The following is a 16,361-nucleotide window of genomic DNA, read 5'->3' as shown; positions in this document are numbered from 1 at the left end:
GTTTGTTCTGGCGCGAAAGGCATGTCATGCGAACGCTCAACGCTTTCTCTCCGGTCACCCTCAGCCGCCGGTTCTTCATCGCCGGCGCGGCGCTTGCGCTCACCAGCATCGGCGTCCGCGCCACGCAGGCCAATGCGATCATTGGCAAGGCTGTGCAGATCACCGGCGAGGTCACCCGCAAGCAGGCGGAGCGGCTCGAAGGCCTGAAGGCCGGCGCGAGCCTGATGGACCATGATTTCGTGAAGACCGGCAAGGAGAGCTTCGCCTCGCTCGAACTCGGCGACGATACGAGCCTGCTGCTCGGCAGCGAGACGGAACTGCTGATCGACACTTTCATCGCCGGGCAGGGCGGCGTCATCGAGCTCGGCACCGGCCAGATGGTCTTCGATCGTCCGGAAGGCCTCGCCAAGATCGACCTCACGGTGCGCACGGCCTTCGGCATGATCGGCGTGCGCGGCACGAAGTTCTTTGCAGGCCCCAGCCGCGGCGCCTTCGCGGTCTTCGTCGAGCATGGCCTCGTGGACGTCACCGGCGGCGGCGTCACGCGGCAGGTGGCACCCGGCCAGGGCGTCGAGATCGCCACCCCCGGGGCTGCGCCCGGTGAAATCACGCAATGGGGCGAGGCCCGCATCCGCGAGGCCTATGCGAGCGCCGGCATCCGTTAATCCAAGGTGAAGAGTTCCATCGTGCCGAAGCCACGGATTTCGTGGCTGCCTATGGGGCGCAACGGCCGGCTGGCTTCGCCGGCTGCGTTCGGGCCAACGCAGATTTGCGTACCCAGGAACTTGTTGGCATCCTGTAGCCGCGCGGCGAGATTCACCGCGTCGCCATGGGCGGTATAGTCGAGCTTGCCGCCGATGCCGACTTCCCCCAGCACCGCCATGCCCGTTTCCACGCCGATGCGCGTGCGGCCGAAGTCGCGGTCGAGGAAGGTCGGGCGGCGGCGCATCTCTTCGGTCAGCGTGCGGATTTCATCGGCACAGGCGAGCGCCTTGTCGACATGGCGGTCGAGATCGTCGGGCGCGTTGAACAGCGCATGCACGGCGTCGCCCACCACCTTGTCCACCATGCCGCCATGGCGCGCCACCAGCGCATTCACCTCGGAAAAATAGATGTCGAGCAGCCTGACGAGGTCATGCGGGCCGATCTTCTGGGCAAGCGTGGAAAAGCCCTCGATATCGGTGAACAAAGCCGTCACCTGGCGCTCCTCGCCGGCCACGCGGCCCAGGTCCGGATTGTCGATGTAGCGCGAGACCACCGACTGCGGCAGGTATTGCGCGAAGCGCAGGCGCGCCGTCGCTTCGGCCCGGCGCACATGGGTGAATTGCAGAAGGCCGGTGACCAGCGCCGCCGTCGCCACGATCAGCGTGACGCCGACCGCATCGGAGAGCAGCGCCGTTCGCATATAGAGCAGGACCGACGCGCCGAAGACGATGCCGACCAGCCCGAGACCGGCAAGTGCCGCCCAGAGCGGGCGCAACCGCGCGGCTGCAAGTGCTACCGCCGCGCCGGCGACAAAGGCGAAGCCCGCCTCGATCGGTATGAGGCCGGTATCGCGCATCGGGATATGGTCGGTCAGGATGGCGTTCGCCACATCCGCATGGATCTGCACGGAGGGTTCGAGCGGCATGGAGGCGCTGGTGCGCAGCCCGCCGAGATTGGGCAGGCTGCTGCCGATCAGCACGACCTTGCCGGCGATCTTCTCCGCCGGCACCCGGCCCGCCACGATATCGGCGGCCGAGAAGGTGCGGGCACCGATCGTGCCGGCGCTGCTCGCGACGAAGCGCAGGCTGCCGTCCTCGTCGAGCCGCATGATGCGCGAATCGTGGCGCAGCCAGGCCGGCGTGCCGCCCAGAACTGGCGTGCGTGCCCCCGCTGCCAGCCGCGCCGCCTCCACGCCGAGTGCCGGATAGGCCGCATTGCCGACGATCGCATAGGCCTGCACGCGGCGCACCACCGCATCCTCGTCGCCGACGAGGAAGGATGCCGCGGCGGCGGCGGCCTTGTCTTGCAGGAAGGGGCAGGAGCTTTCCGTGCCGTCGATGAACCAGAGTTCCGGCACATCCACCGGCCTGTGCAAGGCAAGCGCCGGCACCGGATGCGGCGCGCCGTCCAGCGTCTCGCCGATGAGGAAACCGAGAATGGTCGGCGTCTTGCCGATGGCACCCGCCAGCGCGGCATTCGCCGGCTCGTCCGCCGTGCAATCGGTGCTGAAGACGAAGTCGAAGGCGATCGCCGTCGGCTTGGCGGCGGCCAGCCGCTCGATCAGCGTCGCCGTCTGTGTGCGCGTCCAGTCTTTTTCCGGCGCGCTCTGGAAGGCCTTGCGGTCGATGTCGACGACGACAATCCGGTCGCTCGTCTCCACCGGGACCGTCTGGGTCAGCGCATCGAAATAGAACTCGCGCTGCCGCTCCAACGCCGTCTCGCCAAGTAAGAAGAGTGCCAGCGCACCGGCAAAGCTCGCCACGAGGCCGGCGGCAAGCGGTCTGTATCTCTTGGCGATCATGCCCCTAGTCGTCATCCGGCTCGGCGATGGTTTGCAACCGGCCGATATGGCAATGGATGATGCCCTCGTTGCGGCGGATGGCGCCCGCCTCCTGAAGCGCGAGGATCGACCGGTTGATCTTCGGCCGGCTGGCGCCGACGATGCTGGCGATCTCCGTCTGGCTCAGCGAAAGCTGGAGATTGGCGCTCTCCGGCAGGTCCTCGCCATGGATGTTGCGCAGCGTCGCGAGGAAAAAGCGCGCAACGCGGGCTTCGAGATCGTAGAGCGCGATGGTTTCGAGCTGTTCCGTGGTCTCGCGCAGCTTGGTGCAGAGATAGTGGATGATTGCCTGCGCAGCCGTCGGGTTGCGGGTGAGGACTTCCAGGAAGTCGCGCTTGGAGATGACATAGCCTTCGGTCGCGACGACGGCGGTGGCATCGGCCGACCGCGGCTGCCCGTCGAGGATCGCCATTTCGCCGAGCACCGAGCCGGCTTCCAGCTGGCGCAGCGACAGTTCCTTGCCCTGCGGCGTGATGAGCGAAAGCTTGATGCGGCCGGAAACGAGCGCAATGAGATAGGTGCCCTCGTCGCCGCGCTGGAAGATCACCGTGCCGGCCGTCCATTTGCGCAAGGAGGCGATGGCCGCGATCTCGCCGATCGTATCCTTGCCAAAACCCTCGAAAATCGGGAAGGAACGCCAGAACGCGCCGCTTTTGTTGATCTCGTTCATATCCGGTTTCCCCCGACCGCCGCTGACGAAACGAAGACGCGCCGCTCGGCTCAAATCTTCGCCCAGCCGCGGGGCGCATGCAACAGAAAAGAACGGAGAGTTCCGGGGCGGTCCCGTCTTCTACTGGCAGATGCGCACGCGTTTGGTGACGGTCTTGCCATAGGCGCCTTCCGTGCGGATGCGCTTGGTGATGCAGGTCTGCTGGTAGTGGCCATAATAGCCGTCCGCATAGCCTGTGCCGGCATGGCCGGGCGCGGTGAAGGCGAGGGACGCGGCGGCGAGCGCGAGAGCGAGGAGATAGTGGCGCATGGGGGGCTCCGGCTGGAGATTTCTGAGGCGGGGTGTCGTGTCTCGTTTGTTGCACGGCCGGGGCGAGGGTTCTGTTCCGGCGGGAACAAGGCGTCGTTCACAAAAAGCGAACGATCTGTATCCCGATCGCCCGTCTAGTTTGACGACGGAAAACTGATATCTCTCTGCCAACGCAAACAACCAAAGCCTCAGGAGCTTTCCATGCAACAGAACGTCGTCGTCCTCGTCGGACGCATTCTTCTCGCCCTCATGTTCATCACTGCCGGTTATCCGAAGCTCATCGATCCGTCGGGCACCGCCGGCATGATCGCCGGTGCCGGCCTGCCGGCCGCGACCGCGCTTGCCTACCTCGCCGGTCTCTTCGAAGTCGTCGCTGGCCTCTTCGTGCTCGTCGGCTTCCAGACGCGCATCGCCGCTTACCTTCTTGCCGCCTTCAGCGTGTTCACGGCCCTCGTGTTCCACAGCGGCGCGATCAACGTTCCGGACTTTCCGGAAGGCGCAAACGGCCTGCTCACCCTCTTCAACGGCCTTATGATGTGGAAGAACATCACGATCGCCGGCGGCTTCCTCGTGCTCGCCGCCTTCGGCCCCGGCGTCTATTCGCTGGACGCCCGTTCGGCCGCCGGCAAGACCGTCGCCGCCTAAGCATCCGCGATACTCTGATCCTCCAGAAAACCCTCCCCGGCCTCCGGGGAGGGTTTTTCGTGTCAGGCATGCTGGAAAGCCGCGTCTCTTGCTGCTATGCGCACGGTAAGACAGCCATGTGGGGAGATGCCGATGTTTTCTAATTCCTTTCCGGACAAAAACGTGATGGCGGGGCTGATGGCCCGCATGCTGTGGGAGATCAAGGCGGTGCATTTCCGCCCGGAAGAACCCTACAAGCTCGCCTCCGGCATGGCCTCCCCGGTCTATATGGATTGCCGCAAGTTGCTGTCCTATCCGCGCATCCGCTCGGCGATCATGGATTTCGCCGCCGCGACCATCACCCGCGACGCCGGTTTCGAGCGCTTTGACGTCATTGCCGGCGGCGAGACGGCGGGCATTCCCTTTGCGGCCCTTCTGGCTGACCGCCTCGGCCTGCCGATGGTCTATGTGCGCAAGAAGCCGAAGGGCCATGGCCGCAACGCGCAGATCGAGGGCGTGATGCCGGAGGGTGCCCGCGTGCTCGTCATCGAGGACCTCGTCACCGTCGGCGGCTCGATGTTCACCTTCATCGACGCGATCCGCGCGGCCGGCGGCGTGGTCGATCACGGCATGGCGCTGTTCTACTACGGCATCTTCCAGGAAGCGGAAGCCCGTTATGCCAATGGCGGCGTCAAGCTGCATCATATCGGCACCTGGCGCGACGTGCTGGCGGTCGCGCGCGAGGAGAAGCTCTTCGACGACGCGACGCTCGCCTCCGTCGCCGCCTTCTTCGATGCACCACTCGCCTGGTCGGCCGCCCACGGCGGCGTCGCGGAGCTGCCGACGTCTTAAAAGGCTCTCGCGAAAAGGCTCTGGCGCTTTCCGCCATGATCGTTTAAATCGATTGAAAGTTAGGTTGGAGGAAGTCTGATGATCCTGTGTTGTGGTGAAGCGCTGATCGACATGCTGCCGCGCACGTCGACGCTTGGCGAGGATGCCTACGCCCCCTATGCCGGCGGGGCGATCTTCAACACGGCGATTGCGCTCGGCCGCCTCGGCGTGCCGACGGGCTTCTTCACCGGCCTTTCCGACGACATGATGGGCGATATCCTGCGCGGCACGCTGAAGGAAAGCGGCGTCGACTACAGCTATTGCGCAACGCTGTCGCGCCCGACCACCGTCGCCTTCGTCAAGCTCGTCGACGGCCACGCGACCTACGCCTTTTACGACGAGGGCACCGCCGGCCGCATGATCACCGAGGCCGAGCTTCCCGCCCTCGGCGACGATTGCGAGGCGCTGCATTTCGGCGCGATCAGCCTGATTCCGGAACCCTGCGGCTCGACCTACGAGGCGCTTCTGGCGCGCGAGCACGACAAACGCGTCATCTCGCTCGACCCGAACATCCGCCCCGGCTTCATCAAGGACAAGGATGCCCATATGGCCCGCATCCGCCGCATGGCGGCGATGTCCGACATCGTGAAATTCTCGGACGAGGACCTCGCCTGGTTCGGGCTCGAAGGCGACGAGGAAGCTCTCGCCCGCCACTGGCTGCACCACGGCGCGAAACTCGTCGTCGTGACGCGCGGCGCGGAAGGTGCCGTCGGCTACACCGCGAGCCACAAGGTCACGGTGCCAAGCGAGCGCGTCAGCGTGGTCGATACGGTCGGCGCCGGCGATACGTTCGATGCCGGCGTGCTCGCCTCGCTGAAGATGCAGAACCTGCTCACCAAGGAACAGGTGGCCAAGCTCGACCAGGACCAGATCGCCAAGGTGCTGGCGCTCGGCGCCAAGGCCGCCGCCGTCACCGTCTCGCGCGCCGGCGCAAACCCGCCCTGGGCAAAGGAAATCGGGCTCGCCTGAGCCTTTCATTCGCCTGTCATCGCAGCATGGTCAAAGAGGCCATGCTCGACCACACCGCCCCAGATTCGCTTGCCGCCGCCCGGTCGAATGGCCGGGCTCCCACCATTCTTGTCGTCACCGATGCCTGGCGCCCGCAATTGAACGGCGTCGTGCACACGCTCGAAGAGCTCGCCCGCTCCATGGCGGAAGAGGGCATCGACGTCGTCTTCCTGACGCCGCAGGAATTCACCACGGTGCCGCTCCCGTCCTATCCGGAAATCCGGCTCGCCATCACCTCGAAGCGCCGCGTGCTGGCCGAGATCGAGAAGATCGCGCCCGACTATATCCACATCGCCACCGAAGGTCCGCTCGGCATGGCGGCACGCAGCGCCTGCCTCGAGCGCCGGCTGCCCTTCACCACGGCCTATCACACGCGCTTTCCCGAATTCATCAGCGCCCGCCTGCCTATCCCGGAAAGCGTCAGCTACTGGTGGCTGCGCCGCTTTCACAATGCCGGCGACGGCATGATGGTGGCGACCAAGTCGCTCGGCGCGGAAATGGCGGCGCGTGGTTTCGTGCGCATCAAGCGCTGGTCGCGCGGCGTCGATACCAAACTGTTCGATCCGGCAAAACGCCGCGACCTCGGCCTGCCGCGGCCGATCTTCCTCAATGTCGGCCGCGTCGCGGTGGAAAAGAACCTGCCGGCCTTCCTGAGCCTCGACCTGCCGGGCAGCAAGGTCGTCGTCGGCGACGGGCCGGACCTTGCCATGCTGCGCCAGCGGTATCCGGACGTGCATTTCCTCGGCCGCAAGACCGGCGAGGAGCTGGCAAGCGTCTACGCCTCGGCCGACGTCTTCGTCTTCCCGAGCCGCACGGATACGTTCGGCAATGTCATGCTGGAAGCGCTGGCAAGCGGCGTCCCGGTCGCAGCCTTCCCGGTCACTGCCCCGAAGGACGTTCTCGGGGAAGGCGGCGCGCTGTCTGAGAACCTGCGGGAGGCGGCCCTTGCTGCGCTCGACATCCCCAAGGACGTCGCCCGCGGCCGCGCCATGACCTATAGCTGGAGCGCCTGCGCGCGCGAATTCCTCGGGAACCTCACCCGCGTGCCGCGCGGTGCATTCGCGGCACGCCGTTTGAGCCTGCGGTCCTGAAAGCCGCTTAGTTTGCGGCCTTCAGCAAGGCGGCAACGAGGCCCGCCGTCGACGAATCGTGGCCTTCTGCGCTTTCCTTGCCCTCGACGACCGGCAGCAGGCCCGTCGCCAGCTCCTTGCCGAGCTCCACGCCCCACTGGTCGAACGAGTTGATGTTGAACAGCGCGCCCTCGACGAACACGCGGTGCTCGTAGAGCGCGATCAGCCGGCCGAGCGCAAAGGGCGTCAGGCTTTCATAGACCATGGTGATCGACGGGCGGTTGCCGGAGAACACCCGGTGCGGCGCGATCTTGTCTGCCTTCGCCTCGTCCATGCCCTTGGAGGTGAGCTGCGCCTTGGCCTCCTCAAGCGTGCGGCCCTTCATGAGGGCTTCCGACTGCGCCAGGCAATTGGCTATGAGCAGCTGGTGCTGGTGGCGCAGGTCCTTCTCGTGGCCGTTCGCCGCGATCATGAACTCGGCCGGAATGACCGTCGTGCCCTGGTGAATGAGCTGGTAGAAGGCGTGCTGGCCGTTGGTGCCGGGCTCGCCCCAGACGACCGGGCCGGTCTGGCCCTCGACGGGCGTCGAGTCCATCGTCACCGACTTGCCGTTCGATTCCATATCGAGCTGCTGGAGATAGGCGGGGAAACGCGACAGGCGCTGGTCATAGGGCAGGATGGCGCGCGACGGATAGCCGAGCACGTTGCGATGATAATAGCCGATGAGACCGAGCAGCATCGGGATGTTTTCGCGGAACGGCGCCTCGCGGAAATGATTGTCGATGGCATGGCCGCCAGCGAGGAACTCGGCAAAGTTTTCCTTGCCGATCGCGATCATAAGCGGCAGGCCGATCGCCGACCAGATCGAATAGCGCCCGCCGACCCAGTCCCAGAAGCCGAAGACGCGTGTTTCGTCGATGCCAAAGGCCGAAACCTTGTCGAGCGCCGTGGAGACCGCGCAGAAATGGCTGCCGACGGCGGCGTCGCCCAGCGCATCGGCGATGAATTTGCGCGCCGTCGCCGCATTGGTCATCGTCTCGATCGTCGTGAACGTCTTCGAGGCGACGATGACGAGCGTCGTTTCGGCCTCAAGCAGCTTCAGCGTATCGGCAATGTGCGCGCCGTCGATGTTGGAGACGAAATGCAGCCGCGGGCCGTCATGGAAGGGCGCCAGCGCCAGGGTCGCCATGACCGGGCCGAGATCCGAGCCGCCGATGCCGATATTGACGACGTCGGTGATCTTCTTGCCTGTTGCACCCTTCAGGACACCCGAGCGGATGCCATCTGCAAACGCGCCCATGGCGTCGAGCACGCCATTCACATCCGGCATCACGTCCTTGCCGTCAACGAGCACGGGCGTGTTGGAACGGTTGCGCAGCGCCGTGTGCAGCACCGCGCGCTCTTCCGTGATGTTGATGATCGCGCCGGCAAACATCGCGTCGCGCTTCGTCTCGACGCTGGCATTCCTGGCGAGCGCCTCCAGCCCGTCGAGCACGGCGTCGTTCACCGCACATTTCGAATAGTCGAAGAGGAGGTCGCCGAGTTTGGCGTTGAAGCGGGAGAACCGCTCCGGATCAGCCGCAAAGGTGGCCCTTATGTCTGTGGCGTTGGTATCGCGAACGATGGATTTCAGCTTTTCGACAAGCGCGTTCATCGGCGTCTTCCTTGGCTTTGGACGATGCCGGTTAGCTAGTCGCTTTGGCATGCGCAAATCAAGACCGAAAACGCGGCTTGCGCGAAAAAACTAAATCGATTTAACCCGCGCCGCCGTTTAGCCGCGCAGGTCCTTGCGGAGAATCTTGCCGACGTTGGATTTCGGCAGTTCGGTGCGGAACTCGATGAAGCGCGGCCGCTTGTAGTTGGTGAGGTTGGCCGCGCAATGCGCCTTCACGTCGGCCTCCGTCAGCGCCGGGTCGCGGCGCACCACGAAGAGTTTCACCGCCTCGCCGGAATGTTCGTCCGGCACGCCAATCGCCGCGCATTCGAGGATGCCGGCCAGCGACATCGCCACTTCCTCCACCTCGTTCGGGAAGACGTTGAAGCCGGAAACCAGGATCATGTCCTTCTTGCGGTCGACGATCTTGGTAAAGCCGTCCGCCGACATGAAGCCGATGTCGCCGGAGCGGAAGAAGCCGTCCGGCGTCATGACCTTCGCCGTCTCGTCCGGCCGCTGCCAGTAGCCGGCCATGACCTGCGGGCCGCGAATGCAGATCTCGCCGATCCCGCCAAGCGCCAGCGTGTTGCCGTCGTCGTCGCGGATCTCGATATCCGTCGAGGGCAACGGCAGGCCGATCGTGCCGGTGAATTCCGGCTTGTCGAAGCGGTTGGCGGTGGCGACCGGCGAGGTTTCCGAAAGCCCGTAGCCCTCCGTGATGGCGCAGCCCGTCATCGCCTGCCAGCGTTCGGCGACCGGCCGCTGCACCGCCATGCCGCCGCCGAGCGTCAGCACCAGTTCGGAAAGGTCTAGCTTGGAAAAATCCGGATTGTTCATCAGCGCGTTGAACAGCGTGTTGAGCCCCGGGAAGATGTGGACGCGCACCTTCGACAGTTCCTTGACGAAGGCCGGGATATCGCGCGGATTGGCGATCAGCACGTTATGGCCGCCGAGCGCGATGCCCATCAGCCCGTTCACCGTCAGCGCGAAGATATGGTAGAGCGGCAGCGCGCAGATGAAGACGAGCTGGTCCGGCCGCGCCTTCACCCGGAAGGTCGGCTCGATCCACAGCTTGATCTGCTCCATGTTGGAGAGCAGGTTGGCATGGGTCAGCGTCGCGCCCTTGGAAATGCCAGTCGTGCCGCCGGTATATTGCAGGAAGGCCGTATCTCCGGGCGCAACGCTGACAGGCTTCAGCGCGCCGCGCGCACCCTCCGCCATGACCTGCGTGAAGGGAATATGCCCCGGCAGCGACCAGGCCGGCACCAGCTTCTTCACCCGGCGCACGACGAAATTGACGATCAGCCCCTTGAGCCCGAGCATGTCGCCCATCGTGGTGACGACCACATGCTTCACCGCCGTGCGCGAAACGACCTGCGCCACCGTGCTCGCAAAATTCTCCAGCACGAACAGCGCCTTGGCGCCCGCATCCTTCAGCTGGTGTTCCAGTTCCCGCGGCGTGTAGAGCGGGTTGACGTTGACCACGACGAGGCCGGCGCGCAGGATGCCGAAGATGATCACCGGGTTCTGCAGGATGTTCGGCATCATGACCGCCACGCGGTCGCCCTTTTCCAGGCCCTGCGCCTGCAGCCAGACGGCGATCTTTGCCGACGCCGCTTCGAAATCCTTGAAGCTCAGCGTCTTGCCCATGCTGGTAAAGGCGGGACGATCGGCATAGCGGGCGCAGCAGCTTTCGACGAGGGCACCGATCGACGCATGGCCGAGCGTCGCGATCTCGCCCGCCATGCCCTCCGGATAGGAGGCAAGCCAGAAACGGCCGGTCGGTTGCGTGGAAGTGTCCTGGACTGTGGCCGACATGCATGCTCCTCCTCTTGCGCGCGGGCATCATCCGTCCCGCCGACACCGAAGGTTCCTCCAACCATCCGATGCGGACAAGATGATGCTTTTGGCGGGCGCCATCAAGGGCTATCGCTAGCTTACATTGACGTAAACGTCAATAATCAGTCGGCGCAACGTCACACAGCTTTTTTACAAGGCGGGTAATTGCGGCGGACTGCGGCGTCTCATCGCGCCCCGGCCCTAAAAACCGCGTATATGTTTAACATTCTTCTAGTAGACCTTATCTAGATGGTCCGGCCGCTTGCCGGCCTCATGGGAGTGGACGAGTTTGCTGCATTCGGAACATCGCAAAAGTGAGCCCCGGTTTCTCGGCGCGGCGCGCCCGAGCAGCGTCGCGCTCATATCTCCGATCTCGGCGGCGCGCTGGCTCCTCGTCCTCATCGTCTTCGCCGGCATCTATTTCTTCCATGGCTTCGTCGTGCCGGTGCTGGCCGCCCTCGTCATCGCCTTTGCCAGCTGGCCGCTCTATGCGCGCCTGCTCGCACAGGTGGGCGGCAACCGCACGCTCGCCGCCTCCATCGCCATCCTGCTGATCCTCGCCTTCATCGTCGGGCCGATCATGATCGCCTCGACCTATGCCTTCCACGAGATCCGCGACTGGATAGGCTGGGCGGTGGAGACGAACCGCACCGGTGCCGTGACGCCGGACTGGATCCGCGCGCTTCCGGTCATCGGCGGCTGGCTCGACATGCAATGGACGCGTTTCCTCGATCATCCGGGCGCGATCGGCGAACTGACGCAGATCGTCAGCGGCGCCAATATCGGCAATATCTACCGGGTGGCGCTCGCCGCCGGCGGCAAGGCCTTCGGCCTGCTGCTCGCCATGCTCTTCATGCTGATCGCGCTGTTCTTCATCTATCGCGACGGCCAGTCCTTCGCCGGCCAGGTCGATCGCCTCGGCGAGCGCATCCTGCCGATGCGCTGGGAGCGCATTTCACGCATCGTGCCGGCGACGATCAGCTCCACCGTCACGGGCATGACGCTGATCGCGATCGGCGAAGGCATCGTGCTCGGCGTCGCCTACTGGATCGCCGGCGTGCCGTCCGCCGTCACGCTCGGCGTGATCACCGGCATCATGGCGCTCTTCCCCGGCGGCGCGCCGCTCTCCTTCACCCTCGTCTCGGTCTACCTGGTCTCCAGCGGCTCGCCCGTCGCGGGCCTCGCGCTCTTCATCTGGGGCTCGGTGGAACTCTTCATCGTTGACAAGACGCTGCGCCCCCGCCTTGTCGGCGGCCCGATAAAGCTGCCCTTCCTGCCCACTTTCTTCGGCCTCATCGGCGGCGTGAAGACCATGGGTTTCCTTGGCCTCTTCATCGGCCCGGTCCTCATGGCGCTCCTCGTCGCCATCTGGCGGGAGTGGATTCGCGAAGTGGACGCCGCCGAGGCGCCGCCGTCGCCGATCATCCTCGACCCGTCCTCCGAGGCCGCCACGCGCATCGAGCACGAGCGCAATGTCGGCTGAGCCGGCTACATAGAGCAGATTGCGCGCGCGAAACCCCTGCTTCCGCTTGCAAATTTCACGGCCGCAACCATAGTCTCCGCTTGCGCGTCTTGCGCAGTTTCTTGGGGGACTAAAACATGACATCCGTTCAGCGGACAGGGCTCGCCGCCCTCGTCCTGGCGACCGTTTTCGCCACATCCACCACCTCGGCGCTCGCCTGGGGCTGCATCGCAGTGTCCGAAGAGGGCAGCTACGGCTACAGCTACAGCTACGACAACGAAGGGTCTGCCCGGGAAAAGGCACTGACCGAATGCGCCAACCGCACAACGGAAGAATCCGTCTGCGAAATCACCGAATGCGACGAAAGCGAATAAGCAAGAGGAGCCCGCCCCATGGGCGGGCTTCCGCACCTGATGCTGTTCGCGGAAAGCGGGGCCGACTCTCGATCGCTACGTTCTCACCAGGTTTCTCTTCGGGCTGGCCGTGTCGGGCGCACTTGCGAAGAAGCGTTTCAGTTTCAGGAAATGTTTTTCGAGAAGGTGCCAGGAAAGCCAGGCCGGAATGACGAATGCGATAATGCCGCACGTGATGTAGAGGCAGGCCGCAATCGGCTCCGGCATTCCAAGCCGCGCAAAGGGGGCCGGAGAAAAATGTGCCAGCACGAAGGGGTGAATGACGTAGAGGCCGTAGCTGTATTTTCCGAAAAAGCGCAGCCAATGGGGTTTGAACAGCAGTCCCATGCTCCCGCCTCGATAGTCTGGGAGGCACATAACCAATAGACCGCCCCAGCCGATGGCAAGAACCGAAAAGCCCAGCGTGTGCATCCAGCGGTCGGCGAACCATACCCCGTCGCGCAGCATGAAGACCAAAAGAACCAACGTCGCCGCTATCGCCGCCGCCCATGGGGCCGCCGCAAAAACACGCTGTTTCGCTGTCCGGTCTCTCACGGCCACAGCGATGAGCGCACCGGTGACCAAAGTGTCAATGCGGAAGGGCGTGAGCGTGTAGGCCGCGCCCTGCGGGATCCCGAACGCCGCCACCGCAAGCCGCCCACAAACGGCGCCGGCCATCAGCAGGATGCACAGTCCGACAAATTTTCTGCGGTTGAGAAAATAGACCGCAAAGGGCCAGATAAGATAGAACTGCTCTTCGATGGCGAGAGACCAGAAGTGTATCAGCGTCAACCACTCGACGTTGAAAAAGCGGGCGCCGCCTGCAGCGACGAAACCCCAGTTCGTCATGTAGGTCCAGGAAAACACCTGATGCTCTCGGATAAAATTCAGTTCCGGCGTGTTGAAGTATCCTGCCGCCGGCATGACCAGGAAGACAACGATTAGCGTGGCGTAATAGAGCGGGAATATCCGCAAGGTACGGCGTGCGAAAAAGTTGCTGAAGAAATTCCTGTTATCCTTGGTGTCGATCAGAATACCGGTGATCAGGAAGCCGGACAGGACGAAAAACAGGTCTACCCCGACCCATCCGATCCCTCCGGCCATATATAAAATGGACTTCTCCGCCGCTCCAAATGGGTAGACGAGCGTGAGATGGAATATCATGACCAGCAGTATCGCGAGGCCACGCAGTCCATCCAGCGCATCTATGCGGCCTCCATCCTCTGTCAGCCCGGCAACCCCATGTCTTGGCATGTGTCAAACCCTCTCCAGGCGAAACAGGCTAGCGAAGCAAAAAGTGCCGCATACTTGAGCATTGGGAGGGGATCGATCCGCTCAATTGGGTGCGCTTCCATCGATGGTACACCTGCCTGTGGCCATTGTCGGTAGTACTCCAAATGCCTACGTCGAAAGGGGAAGCTCGTGACTGCCTCGGCACGATTCTCGAAGACACGAGCCGTCGCCTGCCATGCGCGAATATGGTAGCCTCAAAGCATGACCAGTCTGTCCAGCGAAACATTTTTCAGCACGCTTCCCGTTTTCGTCGATTTCGCCGGCGTTGCCGATAGCCGGAACTACCGGGCTTTGCCGGCCGACTGGGCCTTGGCGACGGCCGATATCGTCGATTCCACCGGCACGATCGAGGCCGGCCGCTACAAGGCGGTCAACATGGCCGGCGCCAGCGTCATCTCGGCCATCCTGAATGCGCTGGGCAACAGCGACCTTCCCTTCGTCTTCGGTGGCGATGGCGCCGTGGTCGCCGTGCCGCCATCGGGGGTGGAGAAGGCGCACGACGCGCTTTCGGCGGTGCAGGCCTGGGTCAGCGAGGAACTGAAGCTGACGCTGCGCGCCGCGCTTGTTCCCGTGGCCGATATCAACGCAGCCGGTCGGGAAGTCGGCATTGCCCGATTTCAGGTCACACCGGATCTCTCCTACGCGATGTTTGCCGGCGGTGGGTCGAGCTGGGCCGAAGCGCGCATGAAGGAAGGCCTCTTCGCCGTTCCGCCAGCCCCGCCCGGCGCCCGTCCAGACTTGACCGGCCTGTCCTGCCGCTGGAACCCGATCCGGTCCCGCCACGGCGACATCGTCTCGATCATCGCAGTCCCCGTCGCACCCGGCAACCTGGAGCCGTTTCAGACGCTGATCGTCGATATCGTCGCGCTCGCCGCCGGCGAGGAGCGGGAGGGCCATCCCGTCGCGCAGGAGGGGCCGCAGATCGGGCTTTCGATGGCCGGCCTGTCGGCGGAAACGAAAACTGCGCCGAAGGACAAGCGCTTTTCGCACCGGCTGTTCATTCTGGGGCAATATTTTCTGACGGTCGCGCTCTATCGTTTCGGCATGAAGCTTGGCGGTTTCGATGCGCGGGTCTACCGGCAGGATGTCGCCCGCAACGCAGATTTCCGCAAGTTCGACGACGGCCTGAAAATGACCATCGACATCGATCCGAAAAGGCTTCGCGAGATCGAGACACGGCTTGAGCAAGCCGCAAGCGCTGGCATCTGCCGATTCGGCCTGCACCGCCAGGATTCGGCGCTGATGACCTGCATCGTGCCGACCGCGCTCAAGCGCGACCACATGCACTTCATCGACGGCGCCGCCGGCGGCTACGCCATGGCCGCCACGCGACTGAAGAAACAGATCTCCGCCACCACGCTTGAGGCAGGCACGCAAGCGTGAGGCCGCATGCCCGGCGAGAGAAGGCTTGGATCGAAACTAACCAGTTGAAAGTGAATGGTGCCGCTTACGTGACTCGAACACGTGACCCCGTCATTACGAATGACGTGCTCTACCAACTGAGCTAAAGCGGCCTGACCGGGTCCCGAAGTGTGTCGGACCGGAATGGGTGCGCTGATAACCGCAATGGGAGGAGATTTCAAGCGGGGAGTTTCAACTTCCGCATTTTTCCTTGTGCAATGCAGCGCTGTTGCCGGTTCAGGGCGTGCAGAGGCGGCCCTTCGCGGCCTGGTATTCGCGCTCCAGCCGGGCGACGAGGTCCTCGACGGGCGTGACGGCCTTGATTGCGCCGATACCCTGGCCGCAGCCCCAGATGTCCTTCCAGGCTTTTGCGCCGGTCGTGGCCTTCTCGAAATCCATCTTGGACGGGTCGGCTTCGGGCAGGTGGTCGGGGTCGAGGCCGGCGGCGAGGATGGAGGGTTTCAGGTAGTTGCCGTGGATGCCGGTGAAATAGTTGGAATAGACGATGTCGGCGGCGGCGCTGTCGACGATCGTCTGCTTGTAGGCGTCGCTGGCGCGCGCCTCGGTCGTGGCGATGAAGGGCGAGCCGATATAGGCCATGTCGGCGCCCATCGCCTGGGCGGCGAGGATTGCGCCGCCGGTCGCAATCGCGCCCGAAAGCAGCAGCGGGCCGTCGAACCATTCGCGGATTTCCTGGATCAGCGCGAAGGGCGAGAGCGGGCCGGCATGGCCGCCGGCGCCGGCGGCAACGGCGATGAGGCCGTCGGCACCCTTGCGGATCGCCGAATTGGCGTGGCGGTTGTTGATCACGTCGTGCAGCACGATGCCGCCATAGGAATGGATCGCGGCGTTCACCTCCGGCACGGCGCCGAGCGAGGAGATCACCACCGGCACCTTGTATTTCACGCACATCATCAGGTCGTGCTCCAGCCGCGTGTTGGAGCGGTGCACGATCTGGTTGACGGCGAAGGGCGCTGCGGGGCGATCGGGGTTCTGCGCGTCATGCGCGGCGAGGCCCTCGGTGATTTCCGCCAGCCATTCGTCGAGCTGGGATTCCGGGCGCGCATTCAGCGCCGGGAAAGCGCCGATGACACCGGCCTTGCATTGTGCAAGGGTCAGCGCGGGGTGCGAGACGATGAAGAGCGGCGCGCCCACGACGGGCAGGCGCAGCTTGTCCTTGAGGATCGCGGGCAGGGCCATGGT

The 16,361-nt window shown here is 64.3% G+C and carries 15 protein-coding genes and 1 tRNA gene; 8 read left to right on the top strand and 8 right to left on the bottom strand.

Annotation, left to right across the window (positions count from 1 at the left end):
* Positions 1–26 precede the first annotated feature (26 nt).
* Complete coding sequence (locus AC1Q6Z_RS15070) at positions 27–665, top strand: FecR family protein (protein ID WP_492648415.1); 639 nt, start codon at positions 27–29, stop codon at positions 663–665.
* Here the strand turns inward: AC1Q6Z_RS15070 and AC1Q6Z_RS15065 are convergent.
* The 3 genes from AC1Q6Z_RS15065 to AC1Q6Z_RS15055 form a co-directional block, all read right to left on the bottom strand.
* Positions 662–2,503, bottom strand: coding sequence for a CHASE2 domain-containing protein (locus AC1Q6Z_RS15065; RefSeq protein ID WP_492648617.1), 1,842 nt, complete (start codon positions 2,501–2,503; stop codon positions 662–664). The genes AC1Q6Z_RS15070 and AC1Q6Z_RS15065 overlap by 4 nt on opposite strands.
* A 7-nt stretch (positions 2,504–2,510) precedes the next feature.
* Entirely contained in the window at positions 2,511–3,215 is a 705-nt protein-coding gene (locus AC1Q6Z_RS15060; RefSeq protein ID WP_256118013.1) for a Crp/Fnr family transcriptional regulator, read from the bottom strand.
* Between the two features lie 120 nt (positions 3,216–3,335).
* Positions 3,336–3,524 carry a hypothetical protein gene (locus AC1Q6Z_RS15055; protein WP_492648414.1) on the bottom strand — a complete coding sequence of 63 codons (189 nt, stop codon included), beginning with the start codon at positions 3,522–3,524 and terminating at the stop codon, positions 3,336–3,338.
* Positions 3,525–3,725: 201 nt separating this feature from the next.
* On the opposite strand from AC1Q6Z_RS15055, the gene AC1Q6Z_RS15050 reads away from it, so the two are divergent.
* The 4 genes from AC1Q6Z_RS15050 (at position 3,726) to AC1Q6Z_RS15035 (ending at position 7,138) form a co-directional block, all read left to right on the top strand.
* On the top strand, positions 3,726–4,169 hold the full coding sequence (locus AC1Q6Z_RS15050) for a DoxX family protein (protein ID WP_492648413.1): 444 nt from the start codon (positions 3,726–3,728) through the stop codon (positions 4,167–4,169).
* A 132-nt stretch (positions 4,170–4,301) separates the two neighbouring features.
* Positions 4,302–5,000 (top strand): orotate phosphoribosyltransferase, encoded by a 699-nt coding sequence (locus AC1Q6Z_RS15045; RefSeq protein ID WP_492648412.1) that lies wholly within the window; start codon positions 4,302–4,304, stop codon positions 4,998–5,000.
* 78 nt (positions 5,001–5,078) lie between these two features.
* Positions 5,079–6,008, top strand: a complete 930-nt coding sequence (locus tag AC1Q6Z_RS15040; protein ID WP_492648411.1) for a carbohydrate kinase family protein — start codon at positions 5,079–5,081, stop codon at positions 6,006–6,008.
* A gap of 41 nt (positions 6,009–6,049) precedes the next feature.
* Positions 6,050–7,138 (top strand): glycosyltransferase family 4 protein, encoded by a 1,089-nt coding sequence (locus AC1Q6Z_RS15035; protein WP_439614922.1) that lies wholly within the window; start codon positions 6,050–6,052, stop codon positions 7,136–7,138.
* A gap of 7 nt (positions 7,139–7,145) precedes the next feature.
* Here the strand turns inward: AC1Q6Z_RS15035 and pgi are convergent, their stop codons facing one another.
* Positions 7,146–8,771: a glucose-6-phosphate isomerase gene (gene pgi / locus AC1Q6Z_RS15030; protein ID WP_492648410.1), complete on the bottom strand. Its 1,626-nt coding sequence runs from the start codon at positions 8,769–8,771 to the stop codon at positions 7,146–7,148.
* Positions 8,772–8,888: 117 nt separating this feature from the next.
* On the bottom strand, positions 8,889–10,589 hold the full coding sequence (locus tag AC1Q6Z_RS15025) for a long-chain-fatty-acid--CoA ligase (protein ID WP_492648409.1): 1,701 nt from the start codon (positions 10,587–10,589) through the stop codon (positions 8,889–8,891).
* Between the two features lie 310 nt (positions 10,590–10,899).
* Here AC1Q6Z_RS15025 and AC1Q6Z_RS15020 point away from each other — a divergent pair, with 310 nt between their 5' ends.
* The gene (locus AC1Q6Z_RS15020; protein WP_492648408.1) at positions 10,900–12,093 is read left to right on the top strand and encodes an AI-2E family transporter; all 1,194 of its coding nucleotides are present in this window, start codon (positions 10,900–10,902) and stop codon (positions 12,091–12,093) included.
* A gap of 116 nt (positions 12,094–12,209) precedes the next feature.
* Entirely contained in the window at positions 12,210–12,446 is a 237-nt protein-coding gene (locus tag AC1Q6Z_RS15015) for a DUF4189 domain-containing protein (protein ID WP_256118001.1), read from the top strand.
* A gap of 75 nt (positions 12,447–12,521) precedes the next feature.
* Here AC1Q6Z_RS15015 and AC1Q6Z_RS15010 read toward each other — a convergent pair whose 3' ends face one another.
* Positions 12,522–13,718: an acyltransferase family protein gene (locus tag AC1Q6Z_RS15010; protein ID WP_492648407.1), complete on the bottom strand. Its 1,197-nt coding sequence runs from the start codon at positions 13,716–13,718 to the stop codon at positions 12,522–12,524.
* A 240-nt stretch (positions 13,719–13,958) separates the two neighbouring features.
* Here AC1Q6Z_RS15010 and AC1Q6Z_RS15005 point away from each other — a divergent pair, with 240 nt between their 5' ends.
* A complete protein-coding gene (locus AC1Q6Z_RS15005; RefSeq protein ID WP_256117995.1) occupies positions 13,959–15,140 on the top strand; it encodes a DUF3095 domain-containing protein in 1,182 nt (393 codons plus the stop codon).
* Between the two features lie 55 nt (positions 15,141–15,195).
* Here the strand turns inward: AC1Q6Z_RS15005 and AC1Q6Z_RS15000 are convergent.
* A tRNA-Thr gene (locus tag AC1Q6Z_RS15000) sits at positions 15,196–15,271 on the bottom strand.
* 124 nt (positions 15,272–15,395) lie between these two features.
* Entirely contained in the window at positions 15,396–16,358 is a 963-nt protein-coding gene (locus AC1Q6Z_RS14995) for an NAD(P)H-dependent flavin oxidoreductase (RefSeq protein ID WP_492648406.1), read from the bottom strand.
* Positions 16,359–16,361: the final 3 nt, after the last annotated feature.

The organism is Shinella sp. GW835-FHT14H05, assembly GCF_058793575.1.
Note: the sequence above shows the minus strand (reverse complement) of the source record. Positions and strands in the feature narration are given on the sequence as shown.

What these genes read in the sequence shown, in the direction of transcription:
- AC1Q6Z_RS15015 (WP_256118001.1), top strand. Translation starts at nt 12,210, where the DNA reads ATGACATCCGTTCAGCGGACAGGGCTCGCCGCCCTCGTCCTGGCGACC.
- AC1Q6Z_RS15070 (WP_492648415.1), top strand. Translation starts at nt 27, where the DNA reads ATGCGAACGCTCAACGCTTTCTCTCCGGTCACCCTCAGCCGCCGGTTC.
- AC1Q6Z_RS15010 (WP_492648407.1), bottom strand. Translation starts at nt 13,718, where the DNA reads ATGCCAAGACATGGGGTTGCCGGGCTGACAGAGGATGGAGGCCGCATA.
- AC1Q6Z_RS15035 (WP_439614922.1), top strand. Translation starts at nt 6,050, where the DNA reads ATGCTCGACCACACCGCCCCAGATTCGCTTGCCGCCGCCCGGTCGAAT.
- AC1Q6Z_RS15005 (WP_256117995.1), top strand. Translation starts at nt 13,959, where the DNA reads ATGACCAGTCTGTCCAGCGAAACATTTTTCAGCACGCTTCCCGTTTTC.
- pgi (WP_492648410.1), bottom strand. Translation starts at nt 8,771, where the DNA reads ATGAACGCGCTTGTCGAAAAGCTGAAATCCATCGTTCGCGATACCAAC.
- AC1Q6Z_RS14995 (WP_492648406.1), bottom strand. Translation starts at nt 16,358, where the DNA reads ATGGCCCTGCCCGCGATCCTCAAGGACAAGCTGCGCCTGCCCGTCGTG.
- AC1Q6Z_RS15025 (WP_492648409.1), bottom strand. Translation starts at nt 10,589, where the DNA reads ATGTCGGCCACAGTCCAGGACACTTCCACGCAACCGACCGGCCGTTTC.
- AC1Q6Z_RS15045 (WP_492648412.1), top strand. Translation starts at nt 4,302, where the DNA reads ATGTTTTCTAATTCCTTTCCGGACAAAAACGTGATGGCGGGGCTGATG.
- AC1Q6Z_RS15050 (WP_492648413.1), top strand. Translation starts at nt 3,726, where the DNA reads ATGCAACAGAACGTCGTCGTCCTCGTCGGACGCATTCTTCTCGCCCTC.
- AC1Q6Z_RS15060 (WP_256118013.1), bottom strand. Translation starts at nt 3,215, where the DNA reads ATGAACGAGATCAACAAAAGCGGCGCGTTCTGGCGTTCCTTCCCGATT.
- AC1Q6Z_RS15055 (WP_492648414.1), bottom strand. Translation starts at nt 3,524, where the DNA reads ATGCGCCACTATCTCCTCGCTCTCGCGCTCGCCGCCGCGTCCCTCGCC.
- AC1Q6Z_RS15040 (WP_492648411.1), top strand. Translation starts at nt 5,079, where the DNA reads ATGATCCTGTGTTGTGGTGAAGCGCTGATCGACATGCTGCCGCGCACG.